This is a genomic window from Pseudomonas sp. LBUM1659, from assembly GCF_059716045.1.
Window position 1 is genome coordinate 2,788,808 of sequence record NZ_CP166797.1, and the last position, 23,884, is coordinate 2,812,691.

The following is a 23,884-nucleotide window of genomic DNA, read 5'->3' on the forward strand; positions in this document are numbered from 1 at the left end:
ATGAATAATTGGCAGCTATTGAAAAGCATGTCTTCGATACATGCCGGGTATTCCGTCAGGGCACTGAAAAACAAGATCAAGTTACTGTATCTGGTCGGGCAGAACTGGTCGCAACTGAAGTTGTTTTTGTCGCGGATGTCGATGGCCCTTGGCAAGACTGGTGTTGAGCGGTTGGGCGGAGATTGCCTGGGGGTTGTTCATTGGCCCTACATCAGTAGAACCTGGAATTCTCAGGATAAACTGGGTGTATTGGCCTCGCACTACGAAGTGGTGATCAAGAACTGTCCGCAATTACTGCTTTATGGGCGTAATGACAGTTTGGTATTAAGCGATCTGTCGGAGTTTTCGGCGGACTGCTCGTTGGTGTTGGATCGTCCTGTATGGTTTATGCGTGAAGGGGAGTTGGTGCTGAACTTGTTTCAGGGAGATCTGCGTGTTGCATCCATAGCCTTCACGTTATGTTGCGTAGAGGGTGAGCTTTGTATTTTTATTGGAGCAGTCCAAGGGATACACAAAGGCATAGAAAGTGACAAGTCCTTGAACATTTATCGGGACCTGACCAAGGACTTTGAGGGTCTGCGGCCAAGAAGTTTTTTGATTGAAGCAATCAAGTATCTGGCAATAAACATTGGTGTCGAAAAAATCTATGCAGTAGGCGATGGTTATCGTCATCATCGGCATCCCTATTTTGGCGCTGAAAAAGCTCAAGAACTGGCGGCGGATTATGATGTGATCTGGTTGGAACATGGCGCGACGCCTTCAGAGCGGGAGGATTTTTTTGAAATCCCCATGACCCCATCTAAAAAATTGCTTGATACGATTCCTTCAAAAAAACGCGCCATGTATCGCAGGCGTTATGAACTCTTGGATAGCACGTTTACAAACATGGATAAAGTATTAAAAGGCTGCTATGCGGCGAATTGACGTTGTACGTTACTGTGACGCTGTGGGATTACCCGCAGTAATAAATCACCGCTATAGCCTATAAGCTGGTTACTATGCGTATCGCTTATTTCATTAATCAATACCCGAAGGTCAGTCATAGCTTCATTCGCCGCGAGATTTTGGCATTGGAGCGCCAGGGTTTTGCGGTGCAGCGTGTGGCGCTGCGTGGCTGGGATGCCGAGTTGGTGGACGCCGAGGATGTGTCCGAACGCAATAAAACATTGTATGTGCTGCGCGACGGAATCAAGGGCCTGTTAGTACCCGTGCTGCAGGTGTTACGTGCTCAGCCGCGACGTTTTTTTTCAGCGCTATGGCTGGCGTTGCGCATGGGCTGGCGTGCCGATCGCTCTTGGCCATACCATTTTGTTTATCTGTTCGAGGCATGCCGCCTGCTGTCCTGGTTGCAGGCGTTCGACGCCAGGCATGTGCATGCGCATTTCGGTACTAACTCTACCGAGGTAGTAATGCTGGCGAATGCGCTCGGTGGGCCTGCCTACAGTTTTACCGTGCACGGCCCGGAAGAGTTCGACAAACCACAGTTTATTCATTTGGGCGAAAAAGTCCGGCGCGCTGCTTTTGTTGCTGCCATCAGCGCCTATGGCCGTAGCCAGTTGTTTCGCTGGGTGGATCATGCGCATTGGCCGAGGGTAAAGGTGGTGCATTGTGGTCTGGAGCAGGCGTTTCACAATGTACCGGCAGTCGCTATTCCGTCGGCGCCGCGATTGGTTTGCGTGGGGCGCTTGTGTGAGCAGAAAGGCCAACTACTGTTACTTGAAGCGGCCCGCATTCTGACCGCACAAGGCGTGACATTCGAAATAGTTCTGGCCGGTGATGGGGAAATGCGTGGGCAAATCGAAGCGCTGATTGCACTGCACGGTTTGCAGGCACAGGTGCGAATTACCGGTTGGATCAGCAGCGAGCAGGTTCGAGAGGAAATTCTTGCGGCGCGGGCCTTGGTGTTGCCGAGCTTCGCCGAAGGTTTGCCAGTGGTCATCATGGAAGCCATGGCCTTGCGCCGGCCAGTTCTGACGACCTATGTCGCGGGGATTCCCGAGTTGGTGCGTCAGGGGGAGAACGGTTGGTTGTTTCCCGCTGGCGACGTGGATGAATTGGCGGCAACGCTGGCAGAGTGCCTTGGGGCACCCGTCGAGGTGCTGCAGCGCATGGGAGAGGCGGCTTATCAGAGAGTGCTGGAGCGACACGATATCGATACGGAAGCGACGAAGTTGGCTCACTTGTTCAGGGCGCAAGCATGATGACTTTATTTTATTGGCTGTTCTGCGGGCTGTTGGCAGTCATTGTCCTGCCGGTGCTGATCCTGTTTATCCAGATACTGCTGGCTTGCCTGCCTGTGCGGTCACTGCCTTTGGCGCAAGGTGCGCGACCACGGGTGGCGGTGTTGGTCCCGGCACACAATGAATCTTCAGTCATCGTAGCGACGCTGCGTACCGTTCGACCACAATTGCTGGAAGGCGACCGGTTACTGGTGGTGGCAGACAATTGTTCTGACAATACGGCGGCGCTGGCACGCAGCGCGGGTGCCGAAGTGGTGGAACGCAGCGACGTTGATCAACGTGGCAAGGGGTATGCGTTGGACTTTGGGGTGCGTCATTTGGCGAGTGCTGCGCCGGACGTCCTCATCATTGTCGATGCCGATTGTCAGGTGAGCGAAGGTTTTGTTGAGCGTTTGGCAATCTGTTGCATCGACTCGGGGCGGCCGGTCCAGTCCCTTAATTTAATGCGTGCCCCAGCAGGTTCAGGCTTACAAGTGCAGCTTGCCGAGTTTGCCTGGTGCGTGAAGAATCGGGCGCGGCCGCAAGGTTGGGCTCGCCTGGGTTTGCCCTGCCAGTTAATGGGCACCGGAATGGCGTTCGCCTGGCGGGATCTTCCGTTAATCGAATTGGCCAGTGGCCATATCGTCGAAGATTTGAAGATGGGCCTGGATTTCTGCCGAAGCGGCAAGCCGCCGTTGTTTTGCCCTGACGCTCTGGTGACCAGTTATTTTCCGCGCAGTGAAGAGGGTTTAACAACCCAGCGTACGCGTTGGGAACATGGCCACTTGGGCGTGATCCTTGGTGATACGCCAAAGTTGTTTGTAGAGTCAATTGGCAAGGGCAATGGGAGCCTGTTGGCTATGACGCTGGATTTGCTGGTCCCTCCGTTGGCGTTGTTGACTTTGGCCCTGGCGGCGGCATTTGGTCTGTCATGGTTGGTACTTGTACTGACTGGAGTGTTGGCGCCAGCATTGATAGCGTCAGCCGGAGTGACGATATTGGGTATGACTGTTTTTCTGGCATGGAGCCAATTTGGTCGCGAGATTATTTCCTTTTCAGCCTTGATGTATGCGCCGTTCTACGCCATAAAAAAAATCCCCCTGTACGTGGGCTTTTTATTTAAGCGTCAGGTCGAATGGGTGCGATCCAAGCGAGATGAAAGCTGATGCGCGCTCTGGATTGGCTGCACAACTGGCAAACGATTTTCCAGAAGCTCAGGGTCGTCAATGATTTTGATGATGAACAAGGGCTGATTGATGCCTTGTGCTGTGCGGAGGAGGCGACAGTGCTGGGATTCGTCAATGCTCATGCCATGAACCTGGTGGCGGGCAACGCCGATTACTATCATTCGCTGTCATCTGCTGATGTGTTATTACGGGATGGCTCCGGCATGGCGCTTCTATTACGCAAACTCGGCTTGACGCCGGGACTAAATATGAACGGTACGGATTTCATCCCCAAATTACTGGCTGCCTTCAAAGGCCGGCGCGTGGCTTTCTGGGGCACTGAAGATACCTTTCTCATCAATGCGGTACAGCATTGCGAAGCGATACATGCGGTGAATATTGTTTCTGCTCACCATGGTTTTGCTGAGGTGGAAGTCTATATAAAGCTGGTCCAGGAGTTGCAACCTGAGTTGGTTGTATTGGGGATGGGCATGCCCAAACAGGAAGCGGTCGCTGCCAGACTAGCGGTCAGCGGTGTGCCTTGCCTGATCGTGTGCGGAGGGGCGATTCTGGATTTTCTCGGCGGTAAGGTTGATCGGGCTCCGCAATGGATGCGTCGCCTCGGGTGTGAGTGGCTGTTCAGATTAATGAATGAACCGAAGCGATTATTCACTCGCTATGTGCTGGGGAACCCGATGTTTCTGTTCCGCACGTTGATTTTCAAAGATCGAGGTGCAACGAGTTTATAGGTTGCTTTTCAAAGGTATTTCGAGCCTTTAGCAAGATTTTTCGTGGCGTTCTCTTGGCTGAAAAATGTGGAGCGTCTATTGTTGCTTGCAAACAAAACTACTTTTCCTCGACCTGTGCTAGTGAGCAAATGAAAGAATATATAGCGGCATTGATGCGTAAGCTAATATCTCCTTCTTTACGTTTTGAGCTAAGAAAAGCTATTTCCTGGCTGCGAGACATAGCGAGTAGGGCTTGTTTTTGGCGCTGGGAAATTGTCAGATTCAAACTTCGGGAAAATAGCCACTTCAGCGTCCTCTATGTTGGCAGGAAAGCCCAGCGAGAATTTGTGAAGGTACTCTTGGGGGGGGAGTCTCCACGGGGTGATAGTCAATTAAAATCGGACTCATCAAGCCAGACTGTAGTTGTCAGTGAAATGCCGATCCCGGGCGCATTGTGTGTACCTCAGTATTTGAGCGCAGTTGTGCCGCTGAGTAGATCCATCGACGATATCACCGCGAGATATAATACCGAACTTCGTCGCAGTCTACGCAAGAACCGCTCGCGTTATCGTATGAAGCAAGCATTGAACGATGACGAAATTGAAAGTGCGGATATGCAGATGCTCAAACCCTATGCCAAAGCGAGGCATGGCATGGCTGCCTCGCAAATCGAAACGCATGAAGTACAAAGGGTGGCAAAAAATGCCGGGCGACTCGATCTGGTGCTGCTGGAGGACGAGGTTGTTGCTTGCCATCTTGGGTGCGTAATCACTCGCGTAGGAAAGCGTTACTGGAGCACGATCCGTTTTGGCTATCCTGAAACGGTGTATTCAGATGCTAAAAAACTACGTGAAATCAACTCGATCACTACCTTCATGGCGCTTGAATGGGCGATCGAAAATGGTTTTGACTATTATGATATCGGGACTTGCCTGGCGCGACCGGACGATGGACTTCTTGAGTGGAAAAGAAGACGTGGGGGCGATGTGGACACATTGGGTAACTACGGTTATGTGTTTATTCGACTGCCCAGGAAAGACGCTGCGCAATTTCTTTGGGAAACCCCTCTGTTTGCTGTTGAAGGCAAAAAACTAACGCTTCATCTAGGGTTGCCCGAAGGGCCGAGTGATGAGGACGTTGCGAGCCGATACCGTGAAATGGGTTTTGGTGGATTATCCAAAATATATGTCCATTGTGCCAGGCAGCCGCAAGAGTTGCTCCTGGATACCTTGCGCAGTCGTTATAACCATCTGAAGTCACCACCCGTCATGGAAGCTGTTATATCCACCTGAATGGATTTCTGATGTTAAGTTGGTGCAGTCGTATGTGTTTGGATAAGAGCGCTATTTCCGTATAAGCACACTAGAGTGGTAGTTATATGTCGGATACTTATACATTGGTGAATAGCGGTGCGTCGAAGTGGAGTCTTGCTGCGTATCATCACATGTTGAAGGCGCGACTGACGGGAAAGCCACCGTTAACACTGCAAAGTGTTGCCGTGAAGAGCTGGGAGATCGCACCGGGTGAGGTGTCAAACGCTCCGCCGGCGTTTTTCCTTCCCAATCAACTCGAACGTGTGACGGGGTGGGCCGGGGATCTGTTTTATCCATTCGAGCATCCACGCCGTACCATGGAAGGCATCGGTCGTGTTGAACATGGTCCTACCCGTGGCTATCTGCTAAAGGATGTCTGGCTAATTGATGGCACACTGTTTAACGGTAATGCCAAGTCATGGTTATCGCCTCGAACCAGCTGGTTACCAAGGATTCGAGTAGAAAATGAGATCGAGCGTGGAGCCCTGTATTGTACGGCGGGCGGGAATAAGTGGTTTGGTTCATGGTTGATGGATGATTGTATTACCTATCCACTGGCGTGCAACGAAGGTGTGCCGGTGACCACGGCCGTCTCCGACAAACTCGTTTCTGCATCCAAGCACGGCATACTTCACGCTCCCGGCTATGAAAACTGGCTTGGGATGAAGCCGGTTCGTTTACGTAATGCCTTTTTTCATGAGCTCGTGATATTTGATGATCTAAGCCAAAATCGACACAAGCACTTGCGTTTTCGTGCGATGGGAGAAAAGTTGCTGTCTCACGTCAATGCAAGCTCTCATCCAGGTGTGTTCATTCTGCGAGGCAATAAGGGTGAGTTGCGCTTGTTGCGCAATGAAATGCAGCTTGCTGAACGACTGCGGGACCGTAGAGGGTTTCGCATTATCGATCCCGCAAAATCGGATGTAGCAACTATTGTCGCGGCCTGTGCCGGGGCCAGGACCGTAGTAGGGATCGAGGGTAGTCATCTGATACACGGGGTCAATGTACTCCATCCGGGTGGTTCACTGCTGGTACTGCAGCCCCCTAATCGTTTTCTCTGTTTTTTCAAGTATCTAACAGATCGTGATCACCAAAACTTTGGTTTTGTGGTGGGTACGCAAGAGGGCGATGGCTTTAGTGTTGACGCGGATGAGGTTGAGCGAACTCTGGATCTATTTCCTGTGAGCATACCTTAGGCTTACATATCGGAAAGCGGGCAGCGCCAATCGCTAGCGCTACCCGGACGCCTTGCTCCTTTCTTTAATCATCCATGTGAAATGCTACTAGACCCTAATAGGCATGTTTGCCCGAGAAGGCAAGGAGCGTTCGTGCAAGAATGACGAAGTCGAGCCAGAGCGACCAGTTGTTGATGTACTCAATGTCCGAGTCAACCCGCCGAATCATCTGTCCAATATCTCTGGTTTCACCGCGGAAACCGCGCACCTGAGCCAAACCTGTGATACCGGGTTTGATATTGTGACGCGCAAAGTAGTCAGAAATATCCGGTGAATATTGAGCATCGTGCGCAATGGCGTGCGGACGCGGTCCCACCAAAGACATTTCCCCCGTCAAAACATTGAATAGTTGTGGAAGCTCATCCAGGCTTGTCCGTCGAATAAAAGCGCCAACCCGGGTCTTGCGTGGATCATTTTTTTCGGCCTGCTTGACGATGTCTTCTTCCGGTTGATGGACGACCATGCTTCTAAATTTCCAGATACGAAATGAATCACCACTCCATCCCATACGTTCCTGTCGAAAGAACACCGGTCCCGGGCTATCGAGCTTGATTGCAATGGCGACGACCGCCAGCAATGGAGCTGCTAATAGCAATATAAGGAAAGCCAGGACTTTGTCTTCAAGGTTTTTCAGAAAAAGCCGCATCCCCATAAGCGGAGTTTCAGACAGGGTCAGCACCGGAATCCCGGCAATTTCACGCACGCTGTGATTGATCAGGCGCAGCGAAAAAATATCTGGCACCCAATTAACGGCGGTGTGCTTGTCAAACAGCCTTAAGTAAACGTCCTTGATAATCTGTGAACTATCCAGCGGCGTAACGAAATAGACGCTTCGGATGGAGTACTGCACGACCAGGTCATCCAGGTCAGAGATATCTCCCAGTATGGGTAAGTGGTTTGCGCTCGCCGAGCCATCCTTCCCTTGATCTTCACTTGCTCCGATCAATACGGATCCGACCACGCGCTCACCCAACCATGGGTTGTTACTGATTTTCTGATGAAGGTAGTTGGCTAATTCCCCTGAGCCAATAATAAGAACGTTGTCCCTTTGAGTCGGATGGGCCAGGAATTTCTTCTGCATCTCGCGTGTGCCAAGGTGCAAAAGTAGCTGAGCGAAGTAGCCAATAACAAACAACTCGCCAACCAATAAACGGGAGTATTGTTCGCTTTGTTTGGTAAGAAAGGCCATGGCAACAAGAAAACAAAAAACGGCGGTCCATGCCTTGAGAAGCTTAAAGGATTTAACGGCGAACCCGACATTGCTTCGGTAAATAGCATAGTGGTCGTATACGACGGCCAATGCCCCAAGCAGCAACAAGACCAGGATGACATAGGCTTGGGATACATAGCCGATATGATAATTGATCAAATACCACGCGACACTGGTCACCGCGAGGCCATCGAGACCGGCCTGAATCACAATGCTGGTACTGCTTCTACGCTGTAGTACGGAACGGCTAGCGTTAGGCGCAAATATCATATTTAGACCTCATTTACTGCCCCCTCGCGCTCGATGATGGCGCGATTCAGTTCAAGACAGCCCTCGCTCTAGAGAGTTAGCGTACGCGACACCAGCAAGCTGCCTCTGCTTGTTGTGCGCCACCCACCACCAAATTTGTTGCTCCGGGGCAGAATGTGGCTGCGCGTGCTCTCACTTTAGCAGCGCATTGAAATCCTTCACGGATTCGTCGAGGTTTTCTCGCGGATTTTTATGAGGTGCCCGATAGGCAAGAGATACCGGAGGGAAGGCCGAAATGGTGTGGGGACTTTTTCGGAGGATTCGCTTTTTTCGGTTGAACTCTGTAAGGCATCGTTTGCAACGAGCGCCAGTTGCAGACCCAGGAAACTGTCGTAGAAACCGGAATGGTTCAACGATCAACTGATCGATTGATGAGTTGAATTCAGCTGTTCCGAAATAATCATCGTTGGCGAGCAACGCGCCAGCGACCTTACCTGTGGTCATTCCAATCCCCGTTGATGAGGTTTGACCATGGCACGTGTGCTCGATTCCACCCCTAAACAAGACGGTTTCCGTTTTGCCCGGCGAATTTGAAACCAAGTCCGGTTGCTGGCTCGGCTGGCCGGAGCGCACCGACGTCTGGCGCAATGGCGCCAAGCCGGCGCAGAAAGGCTGGGTGCAAATTGTCACCGCGATCTCGCACAGCGAACCGGTCACTGTTTGCGCCTCGGCCGCGCAGTTTGCCACGGCCCGCCGCCAGTTGCCGCCGCAAGTGCGGGTGGTGGAAATGACCTGCAACAACACCTGGTTCCACGACAGCGGCCCGTGCTTCGTGGTGAATGACAACAGCGGCGAAGTGCGCGGTGTCGACTTCGAATTCAACGCTTACGGCGGTCTTGACGGCGGTTTGTACTACCCGTGGGACAAGGACGATCAGATCGCCGGCAAGGTCCTCGAAATCGAACGTTTCGACCGTTACCGTGCGCCGCTGATCGCCGAACTGGGTGGCATCCAGAGTGACGGTGAAGGCAGCATCCTCACCACCGAGCAATGCTTGCTCAATCGCAATCGAAACCAGCATTTGGGCAAGGATGAAGTCACGCGACGCCTGACCGATTACCTCGGCGCCGAACAAGTCATCTGGCTACCTCGGGGCTGCAAATTCGACGAAACCGACGGTCACGTCGATGACCTCGCATGTTTCGTGCGTCCCGGCGAAGTGGTGCTGCAATGGACCGACAACCGCGATGACCCGCAGTGGGAAATCTATCAGGAGGCCTACGACATCCTGCGCAGCACCCGCGACAGCCGTGGCCGCGAGCTGATCGTGCACAAACTGCCACAACCAGACGTGCTGGAGTGGACCGCCGAAGAAGCCGAAGGTCTGGATCAGCAAGACAGCACCCTCACGCGTCAGGCCGGGACGCAAATCTGTGCGTCGTATATCAATTACTACGCTGGCAACACCTCGATCGTGGTGCCGCTGTTGGGCGATCGCAACGATCAGGCCGCGATGGCGACCCTCGCCGAACTGTTCCCGCAGCACAAAATCGTCGGCATTGAAAACTCCCGGGAGATCCTCCTGGGTGGCGGTAACGTTGCTTGCATCACCATGCCGCAATACGCGGCGCCTGCCGGCAACAAAAAGGGAGTTTGAATATGGGCCTGCACAAACTGACTCAAGCGTTATTGCTGGTGCTTGCACCCCTGTGTGTGCAGGCCGCCGACACCGCCAAGCCGGTGGTCAACCTGTACATCTGGGGCGAGTACCTGGCACCGGACACACTGACTGATTTCGAGAAGAAAGCCGGCATCCATGTGGTCGCCGATCACTTTGACTCACTGGAAACCGTCGAGACCAAATAGCTGACGGGTCGCAGCGGCTATGACCTGGTACTGACGGCGGGGCAGCATTTGTCTCGAGCGATCCAGAGTGGCGCGATCCAGGCGCTGGACCGCAAGCAAATGCCGCATTTTCAAGGCGTCGGCGAGGAGTTCCGCCAGCACATGGCGGTGTTCGATCCGGGCAATCGTTACGCCGGCATCTATGCCTGGGGCACCACCGGTGTTGGCTATCAGGAAGAGGCGGTACAACAGCGACTGCCCGACGCGCCCCGGGACAGTTGGGCGATGCTGTTCGACCCCGCCGTGGTGTCGAAATTTGCCGGTTGCGGGGTCAGCCTGCTCAACGATCCCAACGAGGTGTTTGCGGCGGTCATGAAGTACATGGGCCTGGACATCAACCGCCAGAACCTCGATGACCTGAAGCTGGCCGAGCAGCAATTGGCGAAGATCCGCCCGTATATCCGCTACTTCGACAATGACTTGAACATAAGCGACCTGGCCAACGGCAACACCTGCGTGGCGATGTCGTGGAACGGCAACGTGGCGATTGCCGCGGGGCAGGCCGAGGCGGCGAAAAAACCGTTTACGTTGAACTACCGGATACCCAAGGAAGGCACCTTGATCTGGTTTGACGCCATGGTCATTCCCAAGGATGCGCCGCACCCCGAGGCGGGGCTGGCGTTGATGGATTATCTGATGACGCCTGAAGTGATCGCGCCGATCACTGACACCATTCACTACGCCAACGCCATTACAGCGGCGGATGGCTTGATTGATCCGGCGATTCGCAATGACCCGGGGACGTATCCGTCGGAGCAGGTTAGGGCATCGCTGTATAGCAAGAATGACAATGGGAAGGTGTTTAACCGGGCGTTGGTTCGGGCATTTAGCCGGTTGAAATCGGGGTTGTGATTGGCTTGAGGGATACGGTGAATTTGCCGGCCCCGTCGCGAGCAAGCCCGCTCCCACATTTAACCGAGTTCTCCCAGAAGAATGCGGTCGAATGTGGGAGCGGGCTTGCTCGCGAAGAACGATGACTCGGTCTACCGGGTGGGCACCCGCCACAAATACCACGCCGCCACCGTCCTATACGGGCTCCACGCCAACCCGATCTCAACCATCTGCTTACGCGTCGGCTGGACCTCCAGCCCCTTCAGCCGGCGATAGCCTTCACGCACGCCAAAGTCATCGGCCGGCAAGATGTCCGGCCGTTCGAGGCTGTAAATCAGCAACATCTCAACCGTCCAGCGGCCGACTCCGCGCAAGGTGATCAAGCGCTCGATCAACGCCTCATTCTCCATCCCCAACGCCGTCGCATATTTCGGCACCACGCCCTCCAGCGTTGCTTGGGCAATTCCCTGAATGGTCGCGATCTTGCCCGCCGAAAACCCGCAACTGCGCATCTGATCAAACTCAGTCGCCAGTATCTGTTCTGGCCGTGGGAATGCCACCGACGGAAACAACGCCAGCAACCGCCCAACAATCGCATCTCCGGCTTTGGCGTGCAGTTGCTGATAGGCAATCGCCCGCACCAGCGACTCATACGGATCGCGAGCCGCATGGGGCTGGTGCAGGCACGGACCTATAGCCGCGATGTGGCGCGCCCAGTCTGCGTCGAGGGACGCTAAAAACCGGGTCGCCGGCAGATAGGGATCGGGCATGGCGATCAAGCGTTTCCGCTCGGTTTCAGCAGGGCATTCACTTCACCGTAGGTAAAAGCCTTGAGGTGACTGCTATCGAGTTTTCCGGTCTCCAGAAAGCTCTTGGCCAGCCCGGCCATGGCGCCATACAAAAACTCGGCGATGCCCGATCCGGCACTCAAACGCCGCACGCCCAGTGCTTTCAATGCTTCAAGCGAGGGCAACCCCGGTAGCCCCAGCACATTCACCGGCAACGTGGTGCCGTGGCACAGCGCGGCGATTTCATACTCTGCCGAGACACCCGCCGCAAACAGCCCGTCGGCACCCGCCGCTTGATACAGAGCGGCGCGCTTGAGTGTTTCGGCCACGCGGTCTTCGGCCGGCACCAATCCCTTGAGGTAAACATCGGTGCGCGCATTGATGAACAGCTTCACATTGCGCTGTTCAGCAACCTTGCGCGCCACCTCGATCTTGCGCACCAGCAACTCAGGCGCAGACGCGCCGTCTTCGATATTGATCCCGACCGCGCCGGCGGCAATCACGGCCTCAATCACTTGGGCAACTCGGGTCAGGTCATCGGAATAGCCAGCCTCGATGTCCACGGTCAACGGCAGCGAAATCACGCGTGCGATGGACTCGACGGTGGATACCAGACGTTCGAGGGGCAGGGCATTGCCGTCCGCATAACCATGAGCCCAGGCCACCGCCGCGCTGCTGGTGGCGACGGCCTTGCAGCCCAGTTGTTCGACGATGCGTGCCCCGGTGGCATCCGCGACGTTGGTGAGGATCAACAAGCCTTCTTGGTGCAGTTGGTGGAATTGTGTGTCCATCGAATGTCCTTCCTGATGACAGTTGAGGAAATCAGAACGCGAGTGGTGGGTTGACCTGCATCGCCGCGTTTTCCAGCCGGAGCAGATACGCCTTGCGCGGTTGTCCTCCACCATAGCCGGTCAGCGTGCCATCCGCACCGATGACCCGGTGGCAGGGCACCACGATGGCAAGCCGATTTTGCCCGTTGGCCAGGCCCACCGCGCGACTGGCACCGGGCTTGCCCAATAGCCTGGCGATGCTGCCGTAAGTGCTGGTCTTACCGTACGGGATCTTCGCCAATTCACCCCAGACCTGCCGGGCGAATTCACTGCCAGGCAGGTGCAGCGCGACGGTGAAAACGGTGAGTTTGCCGGCGAAATACTGCGCCAGTTCCACCTCGATCTGCTGTAGATGCGCGTTGTGTCCCGGCGCGACCGCATAGCCATAACGGTTCTGCAGCGTTTCGACTTCGCGGGTCAATGCCGGACGGTCGAGGAATTCCAGCAGCACCAGGCCACGGCGTTCGGCCATGGCGATCATCGGCCCCAGTGGCGTGGTCAACCGAGTGAAGAGCAACGGCTCACTCTGCGCGGCTCGGCCCGGGGTGATGTGGAACGACTTTAAAAAGGCGTCACGAAAACCGCTAAGCGATTCATAACCCGAGTCGAATGCCGCGTTGTCGATGGAATCGCCCTGTTTGATCCCGCCCAACGCTATGCCAAGGCGGCGGGTGCGTAGCCAGGCGTGAAAGGTCATGCCCAAATGCTGCTTGAACCAGCGCCGCAGTTTCAACGGCTCGATGCCCTCGGCCAGCAACCGGGCGTCGGTCCAGCGCTGCTCAGGATCAGCGTTCACCGACTTCAGCAGCGTCTGTACCCAGTCGGGCGCGATGGCCGCAGCGTCCAGCGGCTTGCAGCGCAGACACGCGCGATAACCCGCCGCGAGGCATTCATCGGCGTGCGCAAAGAACTCGACGTTCTGCGGTTTCGGTTTGCGCGCCGTACAGCCGGGGCGGCAAAAAATCCCGGTGGTTTTCACGGCCGTGAAGAACACCCCCTCGTAGGCAGTGTCGCGTTCGAGCATGGCGCGAACCATTTCGGCGTGGGGCGGCAGTAAAGTGGTCTGTATGTTCATGGGCTGAGCATAAAACCCTGCGGGCGGTGTCTCCACCGGAAAATCGACAATGAATTTTTGTGGCCCTGGACTACAGTGATCGGGTTACTGATCAGGCAGCCAAACAGGAAGTGATTTCATGCAGCCGTTTACGATTCAACACATCGATCACATTGTGCTGCGCGTCCAGGACCTGGGGCGAAGCATCACGTTCTACGCGCAGGTGTTCGGCGCTGAACTGGTCAAGCGCCAAGACAATCTGGGGCTGGTGCATCTGCGCGCCGGGACTTCCATGATTGACCTGGTCAGCCTGGACGGTGAGCTCGGGCGCAAGGGTGGTGTCGCGGCCGGCCACGAGGGGCGTAACCTCGACCATGTCTGCCTGCGAATCGAACCTTTCGACGAAGCGGCACTTGTCAGTCACTTGCAGTCCTTTGGTCTGGCGCCCGAGAAAGCTGCCACGCGCTTTGGCGCCGAAGGTTATGGCTTGTCGCTTTATTGCTTTGACCCGGATGGCAATCAGGTCGAACTCAAAGGGCCGTCCGCTTGACCTGACTCAGTCAGCGACCTTCCTTGTGGACTGAAGGCCGATCGCTGCCGGTGCAAAGAGGTGCCTGCCGTCATTATTGGCTGGAGCGAATGGCCCCTCCATCAATCAACAAGTTCTGCCCCGTCAGGTAGCCCGCATAGCTGCTGCAAACGAAGGCACACAGCGCACCGAACTCCTCGGGTGAGCCGAAGCGTTTGGCAGGAATTTCATGACGGCATTCGTCAAGGAATACCTCACTGTCTTGCCCCGACTCTTGGGCGGCCGCGACCAGGTTGTCACGCAGTCGATCGGTATCGAAGGAGCCCGGTTGCAGGTTGTTGATTGTCACATTACGACTGGCAATGTTTTCTTGCCGGGCAAGCCCTGCGATAAACCCCGTCAGACCACTGCGCGCGCCATTGGACAGACCCAGGCTTTCGATTGGGGACTTCACGGCACTCGACGTGATGTTAATGATTCGGCCAAATCCACGTGTTGCCATGCCGTCTACGGTTGCCTTGATCAGCTCGATAGGGGTAAGCATGTTGGTATCCAGCGCCTTGAGCCAGGCGTCGCGATTCCATTCGCGGAAATCCCCGGGGGGCGGGCCTCCAGCGTTGTTGATCAAAATATCGAAATGCTCATGGGCCGTGAGCGCTGCCGCCCGGCCCTCAGGCGTCGAAATGTCTCCAGCTACGGCGATGACAGTTACTTCAGGATTGATCGCTCTGAGTTGACGGGCTGTTTCATTCAGGGTCTGTTCGCCCCGTGCAGTGATCACCACGTTCACGCCTTCGTGGACGAGTGCCTGTGCGCAGGCTTTACCCAGACCTTTGCTGGCGGCGCATACCAGCGCCCAGCGTCCTGCGATTCCAAGATTCATGCGTGTTTCCCTGAAAGAAGGAAGCTCAAAGAAAGTGGTTGCCTATTCATGCAAGATCCACCGTTGTAGACCGGTTTGGCGATGGAGCATCGATTCCCATAAAGCGCCGCACTCTCTCTCCTTCGGCATCGCATCGTATGGTTTCAGGTGCGGCATCGAGTTGAATATTGCCGTCCTCCATGAAAATCACGCGGTCGGAGATCGACATGGCGAAGTCCATTTCGTGGGTCACGATTAACATGGTCATGCCTTCCTTGGCCAGGTCGCGGATCACATTCAGCACGTCGTTGACCAGTTCCGGGTCGAGGGCTGAGGTCGGCTCGTCGAACAGCATGATCTGCGGCTCCATCGCCAGGGCCCGCGCGATCGCCACGCGCTGTTGCTGCCCGCCGGAGAGTTGATGTGGGTACTTGTGGGCATGGGCCAGCAGTCCGACCTTGTCCAGCAGCGCATAAGCACGATGTTCACTCAGCTCGCCCGGCTGGCCGTGGTAACGCGGCGCCAGAGTGACGTTGTCGAGAATGGTGCGGTGCGGGAACAGGTTGAAGTTCTGGAACACCATGCCAATGTGCCGCACGCCTTTGCGCAGACGAGAGCTATCGGGTTTGTCCGATGCTTCGATGAATTTTTCGCCGAACAACAGAATGTCGCCCGTATCGATGCTTTCCAGGCCGTTGACCGTGCGAATCAGCGAAGTCTTGCCGGAACCGGATGGGCCAATGATCGAGACCACCTGGCCGTATTCGACATTCAGGTCGATACCCAGCAGCACTTTGTGCGTGCCATAGCTCTTCTGGATGTTCTTCAGTTGCAGGATGGGCGTCGCGTTGTTGCCCGCTGCTTTACGCGCACTGTCTGGCAAGGCTTCGGCGCAGGCCTTGAACTTGGCCACGGCGGCGTCATCGAGTGTGTGCGGCTTGCGGAAGTTCAGGTCCAGGTAGCGCTCCAGACGCTGCAGGAAGTAGCCAAACACGGTGACGATCAACACGTAGTAGACGCCTACCGCCGCCAAGGTTTCCATGACCAGGAAGTTGGTGGCATAGAGGCGTTGACCGACGGTGAGAATTTCCGTCAGGGAGATCACCGAGACCAGCGAGGTCAGTTTGACGACGGTGATGTATTCATTGATCAACGTGGGCAGCGAGATACGGAAAGCCTGGGGAATCACGATCAAGCGTTGCATGCCGAACAGGCCGACACCCAGCGCGCGCCCGGCTTCTTTCTGGCCCTTGGCCACGGAGATCAGGCCACCACGGTGGATTTCCGCCATGTACGCCGCTTCGGTGACCACCAGGGCCAGCAAGCCGGAGTAGAAGGGGTTGGACAGTATCGGTCCGCTGCCGGGAAACAATTGCGGCAAGTTGTAGACGAAGACCACCAGCACCAGCAACGGGATGCTGCGGAAGAACCAAATGTAGACCGCTGCGGGAATGCGCAGCAAAGGCGACTGGGACAGCTTGGCCGTGGCCAGGACAAAACCCAGCAGCATGCCGATGAACCAGGCCAGGGCACTGAGCTGGACCACCGTGACGCAGGCATTCCAGAAGTCTGGCAGGGAGAAGAGGGAGAAAAAATACGACCAATCGAATTGCATAGGGCACCTCAATCTGCCGCCCCGATGCAGGGGAGGCAGATGACCAAACTACAAGGACACGTTCTTAGTTAGCAGTCGGTTCTTCCAAGGCGTATTTTTTAAGAATAGCGGCATACTCACCACTCTTCTTGGTCTCCTCGAAGGCCTTTTGCACCGCCTGGAAGGTTTCTTCGTTACCTTTCTTGACGAAGATGCCCAAGGTTTGCTGATAGATCGGGTGATCGGTGGTGATTACGACTCGGCCGTTGGTCTTTTCCGCGATCAATTTTGCGGCGCCAGCGATTTCAACCTGGGCCTGAATGTTCTTGGACAGCAGAGCCTGGGTTACTTCAGGCGCCGAGGGGTACTCGCTGACGGTGATGGCGCCTTTGTTGTTCGGCACGCAATATTCATCGGACAATTTCCTGAATTCCTTGACCCAGGTAGTGCCTTGCTCCAGACCCAGTTTCAAGCCACACAGGTCTTCAGGTTTTTTCGCATTGATCTCGCTGCCCTTGGGCACCATGACCGCGGCACCCGTGTTGGCATAGGCGATAGTCTGGGCTTGAGTCTGGCGCTCCGGCGTGATGTACATGCCGGAAATGACCGCGTCGTACTTGCCGGAGTTAAGGCCCAGGATCAGGCTCGGAAACTTGGTGTCAACGAACTCCACCTTGGCGTTCATGTGCTTGGCCAGTGCTGCGGCCAGCTCGGGGTCGGAACCCACCACGTTTTTGTCCTTGTCATATGACTCGAAGGGTGGATAGGTGATTTCCATGCCGACCTTGAGCGTGTCTGTCGCGGCCATGCTCACCGAGGCACCAAGCATACCGGCTGCCAATATAGCCAAGCTCAACAGGTTCTTATTGTTTTTCATTTTTTACTGACTCCGGCGTAGGTAAGGATGTAGCTGAAAACTTCAATCAGGACGGTTCAGCCTGATTTTTCAAATGTCCGAAACTGGCGGGCTTGCGTGCCTTGCCTGGCAGTTGAACTTCCCCATTGGCTACCCTCTGGCGCAGATACTGATAGGTCTGCAGCGCTTGGCCATACATGTGTTCGCCGATCGTGATTTCTTCGTAGTCCTTACTTGCCTGGGCGAACCCGGGCAGTGGTTTGATCTGGGTGTGGTAGTCGCACGCATAAAACAGGGGAAAGGAATAACGCTCCTCGCGCACGCTGCGAACCCGGTGTGCAGTGGCAACGAATGCGCCTGCTGTCATCACTTCCAGCATGTCACCGATGTTCACCACAAAGGCATCGGCAATCGGTGGGGCATCGATCCATTGGCCAAGATTGTTCATCACCTCAAGGCCTGGTTTGTCGGCCAAGAGGATGGTGAAGCACTCGTAATCAGTATGGGCGCCAAGACCCGGTGCGTCATGGGCGGCACCGTCGAAGGGGTAGTGGATCAGGCGCAGCTTGGACGGCGGACGGGTGACCAGGCTGTCGAAATAGTTTTCTTCCAGGCCCAGGGTCAGGGCAAAGCCACCGAACAGGCGCCGACCCAAGTCGAAAATCGCTTCATAGTAGGCCTGAACCGACGCCTTGAAACCTGGCAACTGCGGCCAGTCGTTGGGTCCCAGCAACGGGGTGTTGGCCAGCACCAGCGGGTCATCGGCCGGCACTTCGAAGCCCACGTCGAAGGCCTCCTTGTGGTCCGGCTTGCCTTTGGAATAGACCTCTTCGCCTTCGGGTACAAAGCCCTTGTGGGTTTGCGAAGTGCCGATGTAGTGCCGCATCTTGGTGTCGAGGGGTTGGTCGAAATAGTCCTTGGCAGCCTTGCGCAGGTTGGCGATCAGCTGCGGGTCGATACCGTGATCGGTGATATAGAGGAACCCGACCTCGCTGGCAGCGCGCCCCAACTGTTCGGCCACGGCCAGGCGGTGTTCCAGTTCAAAGCTGAACAGACCGGCGATGTTGACCACCGGAATGCTGTTGAAGTTGGCTTTTTGTGTGTCAGTGCTGGCGCTGTTGTTTTTATTGTCAGGCATGACGCATCGGCTCCCTAAGCATTGCTTGAGTGGTGGAAACGGTTGAAGTGTTCACGCTCGGTCTGGCCCATCCACACGTTCAATGACCACAGGTCGGCAACGGGTACATTGGTGAAGGGCAAATGATGCAGGTAGCCGTCGGCGCCGAATTCCGGGGTCAGGGTGCTGACCTGGTAACCCCGGGCTTGCTGCGAGCGCCAAATGCTTTCCCAGTGCTGCTGATGGAAGGCCAGTTCTTTTGCATATTCGGGAGCGGCCGGGTGCGGAACCTGCGGGCCTTGGTCGTAACCGACCCGGGCCTGGATATGGTGAACTCGCTCGATGAAGGCGCTCAGGTCATCGGCCGGGTCGTTCAATAGACGCTCGCAGGTGACTATCCAATGGCTGATGTCACTGGTGAACAACAGATCGGGCAGCTGCCGGATCAACTCCAGCGTCACCCAAGGGTTGAACAGCGACCGCGAGCGGTGGGTTTCGAAACTGCAGACCTGGCCATGTTTGCGCGCCAGTTCCAGCGCTTGGCCAAAGAACTCCACTTGTTGTGGCAAGGACCAGCGATCATTGCCCGCCAGCACGTTGACGAAGCGTGGGCCGAGTTCGGCGGCCCAGGCGAGTTTCTGTTCCAGGTCATTGAGGTGAACGGCAGGTGTTGCCGACTGGTCCGGCAGCACGTCGTATGCGGTGAAGACCGTGCTGATATAGCCCAGGCGATTGGCCTGGAGGAAGGCACCGAACTCAGCCCGTTCACGGGCGTCCAGAGGCAGGCGTGCTTCCATGCCATCAAAGCCCGCCTGCAGCAGCTCCTCGAGCGCTTGGGCCTTGCTGGCGGTGTAACCCCACAGCGTGCGGAATATTTCCAGTTTCATCGGTGATCCTCAAAAAACTCTGGGCGCAACCTGGTCCCACCCAGCGATGCCGTGGCGGGTTCGCTGTGGTGCCGATGTTAGGCATAGGCTGCGGCGTGAAAGAATCTGAAAGTTCAAATGAATACTTCAGACTTTCGTAAACAAATAGCTACCTACTTATCCCGTGGTAGAGGTGGAGTTTTTGCGGCGGACAGGCGTCTACGCTGAGTGTTAAAGAGAGGTGCCAGTATTACGGAATCATTTGGATAGATCCAAACAACACCGGCGCAGTGACGTGGATTGTCCACCCAGCGCGAGCTGATGGTCAGCTTTTGGCTGTGGACTCAACCGATTGATGCAACACACTGGATTCTGAGTAGGCGCAACGTAAGTCAGAAAAGAAACAGCGAAAGAAAAGGGAGAAAGAAAAGAGAAAGAAAAGGGACGGATCTATTTTTTCCTAGTGCGCAAACGAAACCGAAGACATGGTCTTTCTCCTGGTGGATAGCGGTGATGTGGGCGATCAGCCGCAACACATGGGCCACAGGCAGAATTTCGGGGAGTTGCCTCCGATCAAAGAGGCGTATTCGCAATGGCCCGCGGCAGGGCCCTCAAACGCTGTCCTTGCCGAACTGCTCAGTTGTGTAATTGGGCTTGGTAAGCAAGCAAGTTCGTATAAACCAAGGCCAATAGGGGCGCTTCGACGCCTTTCGCAGTCGCCCTCTCCAGAAGGTCTCCAATGATCTGATCGGCTTCGATTGCGCGGCCTGCCATCAGATCTCTATACATCGACGACGTTTGTGGGGAGCCTTGCAGTGTGAGAAGACGATAGGCTTGCGTCAGGAACGCTTCACTCAGTTTTTGACCAGTGGCACAGACAATGGACACCACCTCGTCGATCGCACGCGTCGCAAATTCGTATCCTCCCTTTACCGATGCGACATCCCCGATACTGCCTCTCATCAGGCAATTAATGCTCCCCATCGCCGCGAGCAACGTCCATTTCTCCCACATGTCGCTCAAGATCGTATTCGACGTTTTTGCATCAAATCCGGCATCGCGCATGAACTCGTGCAAGAGCGCGATTCGATCTGAATCACTGCCGTCAAACTCGCCATAGGCGATGTCGTTGAACGTGCCCTGTTGGATGATGCGGCCACTCTCATCAAGACTTGTTGCCACTTTGCATACGCATCCCAACAAGCGGTCTGCACCGAATTTTTCCGCGATCACGTCCATGTGTCGCATCCCATTGAGCAACGGCAGGATGACGGTGTTTGGGCCCACAGCTGCGTCCATGTCTTGTAGGGCTGAGTCAAGCGTGTAGGCTTTGACCGCAAGCAGAACGATGTCGAAGGCGCCATTGATTTGCGACGACGTAATGAGCTGCGGCTTTATGTCGATGTCACCGGCGGGGCTTCTGACGCATAGGCCATGCTGCTCGAGCAGGCTAAGTCGTTGCGGTCGCACAAGGAAGGTGACATCACGACCTGCCTTGGCCAGCTTTGCACCGAAAAATCCACCGGTTGATCCGGCTCCTACGATCAAAATTCTCATGGGTTGAATCCTCGGTACGGCAGGGGGGTAACGTGTGAATCAGCATGGCTTCAGTTCCGCGCCTGTATGCGCAACGCCGCTAGGGCTTGAGCGCCATGGGTCCGGCCTAGTCCAGGAAAGCATTCGCTTGCATCACAAAATCGTCGGCATATTGGAACAATGCGCCATGCCCCGAGTTTGGATAAATAAGTAACTTGGCGTTCGGAATATGCTGTTGCAGCGTGTAGGAGTTTTGGGTCGGCACCATCACATCCTTGCTACCGTTGACCACCAGGGTGGGCTGGGTAATTTTACTCAGTTGCGAAAAAGTGCCGTCACCGGGCACGTTCCACTTGCCAAGCGCTGCGCCTTGGGCCGCGATGACTTTCATTGAGTTGAGTTTATCGAGGCCCTCATTGCGCTGGTGGCGCCTCTCCCAGAAATCCCGAGCCGCCTGCTGGCTGGACGGTGCTGGATCGAAGAACAGGTACGCCGTCTCTTCCTGCGTGGCAATTGTTTCGCGCAGAGCAATCGTCGGAACCCTTGGGTCATTCCCCGCAACTCCGCCGCGCGGCGACGTTCCCGCCAGGATTAGCCGACGCACCAGTTGCGGATGGCGCAATGCAACTTCCTGAGCCACCATGCCGCCGATTGAAAAGCCCAGCACGTCTACCTGCGTCAACCCACGGGCGCGGGCAAATTCGGCGACGTTATCGGCCATGGCTTCAAACGAATCGGGTGTTTCGCCACCGCTAAGGCCTACGCCGGCATTGTCGAACAAATAGACCGGTCGTTGTTTTGCCAGACCATCGGTGAGCGCCGGATCCCAGTAATCCATGTTGCCGCGAAAGTGCTGGAGCAAGATGACCGGAACGCCAGTCTGCGCCCCGAACTGGCGATAGGCAAAACGCACTCCGTCAGCTTCGACAAATTGATTGGGTGCGCTGTTATGCGTGGCAGCCGGCGCCGCGATGGCGCCGCTGACTGATATTGCAAAGAATGTAGCCCCGAGGGCCAGCCGCTGGAAAAGGTGCATGTTTTGCCCCTTATGCGACTGTTTCGGGTTTCAAGTAGGCCGCTTGTTCAGTAGACAAACTGGCTTTTATGGCGCGGGTACCTTTGTCTGCGAGCACTTCTTCCAGGCCTGCTTCCACCCCGTCCAGTGACTGGATCACGACTTCGGATGGCTGGACTTTCGGCACGTCAAAACCATGGGTCAGGTCGGTGTCGATGAAGCCTACATGCAGGCCTTGCACGCTGGTGCCCTGGCCATGGAGTTCGATGCGCAGCGAGTTGGTGAAGCTCCACGCTGCCGCTTTCGATGCCGCGTAGGCGGACAAGAAAGGCACGGCAACCCAAGTCGCATCCGACAGTACGTTGATGATCGCTCCACCGCCGTTGGCTTTAAGTACAGGTGCGAAAGCCAGGCTGACGTGCATGACACCGTAGTAATTGGTTTCGAAGATTTCGCGGGCAGCTTCCACCAGGCCAGGGTCAAGCATGGAGGGCAGCAAGCGCGCGATGCCCGCATTGTTGACCAGCAGCGTCACGTCGCCAGCCTGCGCCACTGCGGCGGCAACCGATACCGGGTCGCTGACGTCCAGGCGAATGGCGATCACGCCTGGAATGTTGACGCCCTCGGGATTGCGCACTCCGGCGTAGACCTTTCGCGCGCCGCGTGCCACGAGTTCTTTGGCGAAGGAAAGACCGAGACCACGGTTGGCGCCGGTAACAAATGCAACGGAATTCTCGATTTTCATTGTTATGTGCTCTGAGGGGATGAGTGACTCGTGCCGCTTTAAGATTGCGCTCGCAATCATTGAATCAATAGTGGTGTTCACAATTATTAAAGTCAATGCTCAATTAGAAATAATGAAAATGCTTTTGGGTATAGGCTTTTGAATGATTGTGAGTGCAACTATAATGTGCAAAAATTCACGCAAAGGAGCCTTATCATGAAAATCTCGAAAGAAAAGGCAGAGGCCAATCGCGCCGCATTGGTTGAGACGGCGAGCCGCCTGTTTCGGCAGAAAGGGATCGATGGCGTGGGCGTTGCCGAAATCAGCAAGTCGGCTGGCTTGACGCATGGCGCGCTGTACGCACACTTCCCATCCAAGGAAGCGCTGGCGGCCGAGGCGCTGGCGTGGAGCCTGGAGCAGAGCAATGCCAAGCTCTATTCGGGTACGGTGGATGGCGAACCGGACCTGGAACGCTTTCTCTCCGAATATTTGTCTGTCGACAAGCGTGACGATTACGCCGACCACTGTGCAATGGCTGCGTCAGCCAGTGAAATTGGCCGTCAGGATGTGGCGATCAGCTCAACGTTTACCGAGGGCTACCTGGTGCTGGTGCGGGCGTTCGAGCGCAGGGTTGCGGCCAACAACCCAGGTGTCGACGCGCTTGCGACCGCCATGGGCATCGTTGCAGCAATGGTTGGCGGCCTCTCGGTTGCGCGTGCCACGGCGAAGGCCAGACCGGAGGTGTCGGCCCAGGCACTGCGGGGCGTGCGTCACATGATCGACGCCGCGCTCGGCAAACCGGTCTGATTGGAAAGACATGCGATAAAAACGCGCCGGACTGCATTATTCGGCTCACCCTATCGATGAAGGGGCTTAGGGGCTTTATGCTCATGCTCATTGGGCGCGTACAGTTCGCAAGAAAAGGGCGTTGGCGAGCCGGATGCTGCGGCACTGCACGGGAGAGCTAGCCTTTCATTGTCGGGGCGCTAAAGCCACGTATTCACCACCCGCCGATCCAGTTCTTCCCAATCCGCCATGCCCAGCACTCGCGTGGTATTCAACCCGCGCAAATAGCCGCGCAACTGATTGGCGGTGGCCCGCGCAAGCTCCGAGTCGGGCGTGTTTTCGCATAACAGTACGGTTTCGTACTCGACCAGGTACTCGGCCACCCGGTCACGGAAATCGGGCAAAACGGCGTCGCGGATCAAGTCAAAAGTTCTCAAGGAGAGATCCTCATCAATCTATTCTGGTTGTGAT

At 55.7% G+C, this 23,884-nt stretch carries 22 protein-coding genes and 2 pseudogenes; 10 read left to right on the top strand and 14 right to left on the bottom strand.

Features of this window, described 5'->3' with window-relative positions; genetic code table 11:
- From ACA048_RS12675 to ACA048_RS12700, 6 genes are all read left to right on the top strand, one after another.
- On the top strand, window positions 1-924 hold the full coding sequence (locus tag ACA048_RS12675) for a DUF535 family protein (protein ID WP_497629413.1): 924 nt from the start codon (window positions 1-3) through the stop codon (window positions 922-924).
- Window positions 925-998: 74 nt separating this feature from the next.
- The gene (locus ACA048_RS12680) at window positions 999-2,201 is read left to right on the top strand and encodes a glycosyltransferase (protein WP_497629414.1); all 1,203 of its coding nucleotides are present in this window, start codon (window positions 999-1,001) and stop codon (window positions 2,199-2,201) included.
- Entirely contained in the window at window positions 2,198-3,385 is a 1,188-nt protein-coding gene (locus ACA048_RS12685) for a glycosyltransferase family 2 protein (protein WP_497629415.1), read from the top strand. Before ACA048_RS12680 ends, ACA048_RS12685 begins: the two co-directional genes overlap by 4 nt.
- A complete protein-coding gene (locus ACA048_RS12690) occupies window positions 3,385-4,134 on the top strand; it encodes a WecB/TagA/CpsF family glycosyltransferase (RefSeq protein WP_497629416.1) in 750 nt (249 codons plus the stop codon). Before ACA048_RS12685 ends, ACA048_RS12690 begins: the two co-directional genes overlap by 1 nt.
- Before the next feature lie 128 nt (window positions 4,135-4,262).
- Window positions 4,263-5,405 (top strand): GNAT family N-acetyltransferase, encoded by a 1,143-nt coding sequence (locus ACA048_RS12695; protein ID WP_497629857.1) that lies wholly within the window; start codon window positions 4,263-4,265, stop codon window positions 5,403-5,405.
- A gap of 86 nt (window positions 5,406-5,491) precedes the next feature.
- Window positions 5,492-6,622: a glycosyltransferase 61 family protein gene (locus ACA048_RS12700; RefSeq protein ID WP_497629417.1), complete on the top strand. Its 1,131-nt coding sequence runs from the start codon at window positions 5,492-5,494 to the stop codon at window positions 6,620-6,622.
- 94 nt (window positions 6,623-6,716) lie between these two features.
- Here the strand turns inward: ACA048_RS12700 and ACA048_RS12705 are convergent, their stop codons facing one another.
- Window positions 6,717-8,141: an undecaprenyl-phosphate glucose phosphotransferase gene (locus ACA048_RS12705; RefSeq protein WP_497629418.1), complete on the bottom strand. Its 1,425-nt coding sequence runs from the start codon at window positions 8,139-8,141 to the stop codon at window positions 6,717-6,719.
- Between the two features lie 171 nt (window positions 8,142-8,312).
- Window positions 8,313-8,624: a hypothetical protein gene (locus ACA048_RS12710; RefSeq protein ID WP_497629419.1), complete on the bottom strand. Its 312-nt coding sequence runs from the start codon at window positions 8,622-8,624 to the stop codon at window positions 8,313-8,315.
- Between the two features lie 27 nt (window positions 8,625-8,651).
- On the opposite strand from ACA048_RS12710, the pseudogene aguA reads away from it, so the two are divergent.
- Together aguA and ACA048_RS12720 are read left to right on the top strand one after the other, a co-directional pair.
- A pseudogene (aguA, locus tag ACA048_RS12715) lies at window positions 8,652-9,777 on the top strand (agmatine deiminase).
- Between the two features lie 2 nt (window positions 9,778-9,779).
- Window positions 9,780-10,877: pseudogene (locus tag ACA048_RS12720) on the top strand (extracellular solute-binding protein).
- Between the two features lie 131 nt (window positions 10,878-11,008).
- Here ACA048_RS12720 and ACA048_RS12725 read toward each other — a convergent pair.
- Genes ACA048_RS12725 through ACA048_RS12735 form a run of 3 tightly spaced genes read right to left on the bottom strand, consistent with a single transcriptional unit; the run spans window position 11,009 to window position 13,549 of the window.
- Window positions 11,009-11,626 carry a DNA-3-methyladenine glycosylase family protein gene (locus ACA048_RS12725; protein ID WP_497629420.1) on the bottom strand — a complete coding sequence of 206 codons (618 nt, stop codon included), beginning with the start codon at window positions 11,624-11,626 and terminating at the stop codon, window positions 11,009-11,011.
- A 5-nt stretch (window positions 11,627-11,631) separates the two neighbouring features.
- On the bottom strand, window positions 11,632-12,435 hold the full coding sequence (locus ACA048_RS12730; protein WP_497629421.1) for an isocitrate lyase/PEP mutase family protein: 804 nt from the start codon (window positions 12,433-12,435) through the stop codon (window positions 11,632-11,634).
- Window positions 12,436-12,466: 31 nt separating this feature from the next.
- Window positions 12,467-13,549: a bifunctional transcriptional activator/DNA repair enzyme AdaA gene (locus tag ACA048_RS12735; protein WP_497629422.1), complete on the bottom strand. Its 1,083-nt coding sequence runs from the start codon at window positions 13,547-13,549 to the stop codon at window positions 12,467-12,469.
- Window positions 13,550-13,667: 118 nt separating this feature from the next.
- On the opposite strand from ACA048_RS12735, the gene ACA048_RS12740 reads away from it, so the two are divergent.
- Entirely contained in the window at window positions 13,668-14,078 is a 411-nt protein-coding gene (locus tag ACA048_RS12740) for a VOC family protein (protein ID WP_497629423.1), read from the top strand.
- Between the two features lie 73 nt (window positions 14,079-14,151).
- Here the strand turns inward: ACA048_RS12740 and ACA048_RS12745 are convergent, their stop codons facing one another.
- The 8 genes from ACA048_RS12745 to ACA048_RS12780 form a co-directional block, all read right to left on the bottom strand.
- Complete coding sequence (locus ACA048_RS12745) at window positions 14,152-14,940, bottom strand: SDR family oxidoreductase (protein ID WP_497629424.1); 789 nt, start codon at window positions 14,938-14,940, stop codon at window positions 14,152-14,154.
- Window positions 14,941-14,986: 46 nt separating this feature from the next.
- The gene (locus tag ACA048_RS12750; protein ID WP_497629425.1) at window positions 14,987-16,534 is read right to left on the bottom strand and encodes an amino acid ABC transporter permease/ATP-binding protein; all 1,548 of its coding nucleotides are present in this window, start codon (window positions 16,532-16,534) and stop codon (window positions 14,987-14,989) included.
- A 64-nt stretch (window positions 16,535-16,598) separates the two neighbouring features.
- The gene (locus ACA048_RS12755) at window positions 16,599-17,390 is read right to left on the bottom strand and encodes an ABC transporter substrate-binding protein (protein ID WP_497629426.1); all 792 of its coding nucleotides are present in this window, start codon (window positions 17,388-17,390) and stop codon (window positions 16,599-16,601) included.
- Between the two features lie 46 nt (window positions 17,391-17,436).
- Window positions 17,437-18,507: an isopenicillin N synthase family dioxygenase gene (locus tag ACA048_RS12760; protein WP_497629427.1), complete on the bottom strand. Its 1,071-nt coding sequence runs from the start codon at window positions 18,505-18,507 to the stop codon at window positions 17,437-17,439.
- Between the two features lie 14 nt (window positions 18,508-18,521).
- On the bottom strand, window positions 18,522-19,373 hold the full coding sequence (locus tag ACA048_RS12765) for a sugar phosphate isomerase/epimerase family protein (protein WP_497629428.1): 852 nt from the start codon (window positions 19,371-19,373) through the stop codon (window positions 18,522-18,524).
- Window positions 19,374-19,988: 615 nt separating this feature from the next.
- Window positions 19,989-20,909: a ketopantoate reductase family protein gene (locus tag ACA048_RS12770; RefSeq protein ID WP_497629429.1), complete on the bottom strand. Its 921-nt coding sequence runs from the start codon at window positions 20,907-20,909 to the stop codon at window positions 19,989-19,991.
- 106 nt (window positions 20,910-21,015) lie between these two features.
- On the bottom strand, window positions 21,016-21,924 hold the full coding sequence (locus tag ACA048_RS12775; protein ID WP_497629430.1) for an alpha/beta fold hydrolase: 909 nt from the start codon (window positions 21,922-21,924) through the stop codon (window positions 21,016-21,018).
- Between the two features lie 10 nt (window positions 21,925-21,934).
- Window positions 21,935-22,648 carry an SDR family oxidoreductase gene (locus tag ACA048_RS12780; protein WP_497629431.1) on the bottom strand — a complete coding sequence of 238 codons (714 nt, stop codon included), beginning with the start codon at window positions 22,646-22,648 and terminating at the stop codon, window positions 21,935-21,937.
- Between the two features lie 195 nt (window positions 22,649-22,843).
- Between ACA048_RS12780 and ACA048_RS12785 the strand changes: the two genes are divergently transcribed.
- A complete protein-coding gene (locus ACA048_RS12785) occupies window positions 22,844-23,434 on the top strand; it encodes a TetR/AcrR family transcriptional regulator (RefSeq protein WP_497629432.1) in 591 nt (196 codons plus the stop codon).
- A 179-nt stretch (window positions 23,435-23,613) separates the two neighbouring features.
- Here the strand turns inward: ACA048_RS12785 and ACA048_RS12790 are convergent, their stop codons facing one another.
- Window positions 23,614-23,850, bottom strand: a complete 237-nt coding sequence (locus ACA048_RS12790) for a hypothetical protein (protein ID WP_497629433.1) — start codon at window positions 23,848-23,850, stop codon at window positions 23,614-23,616.
- Window positions 23,851-23,884 lie beyond the last annotated feature (34 nt).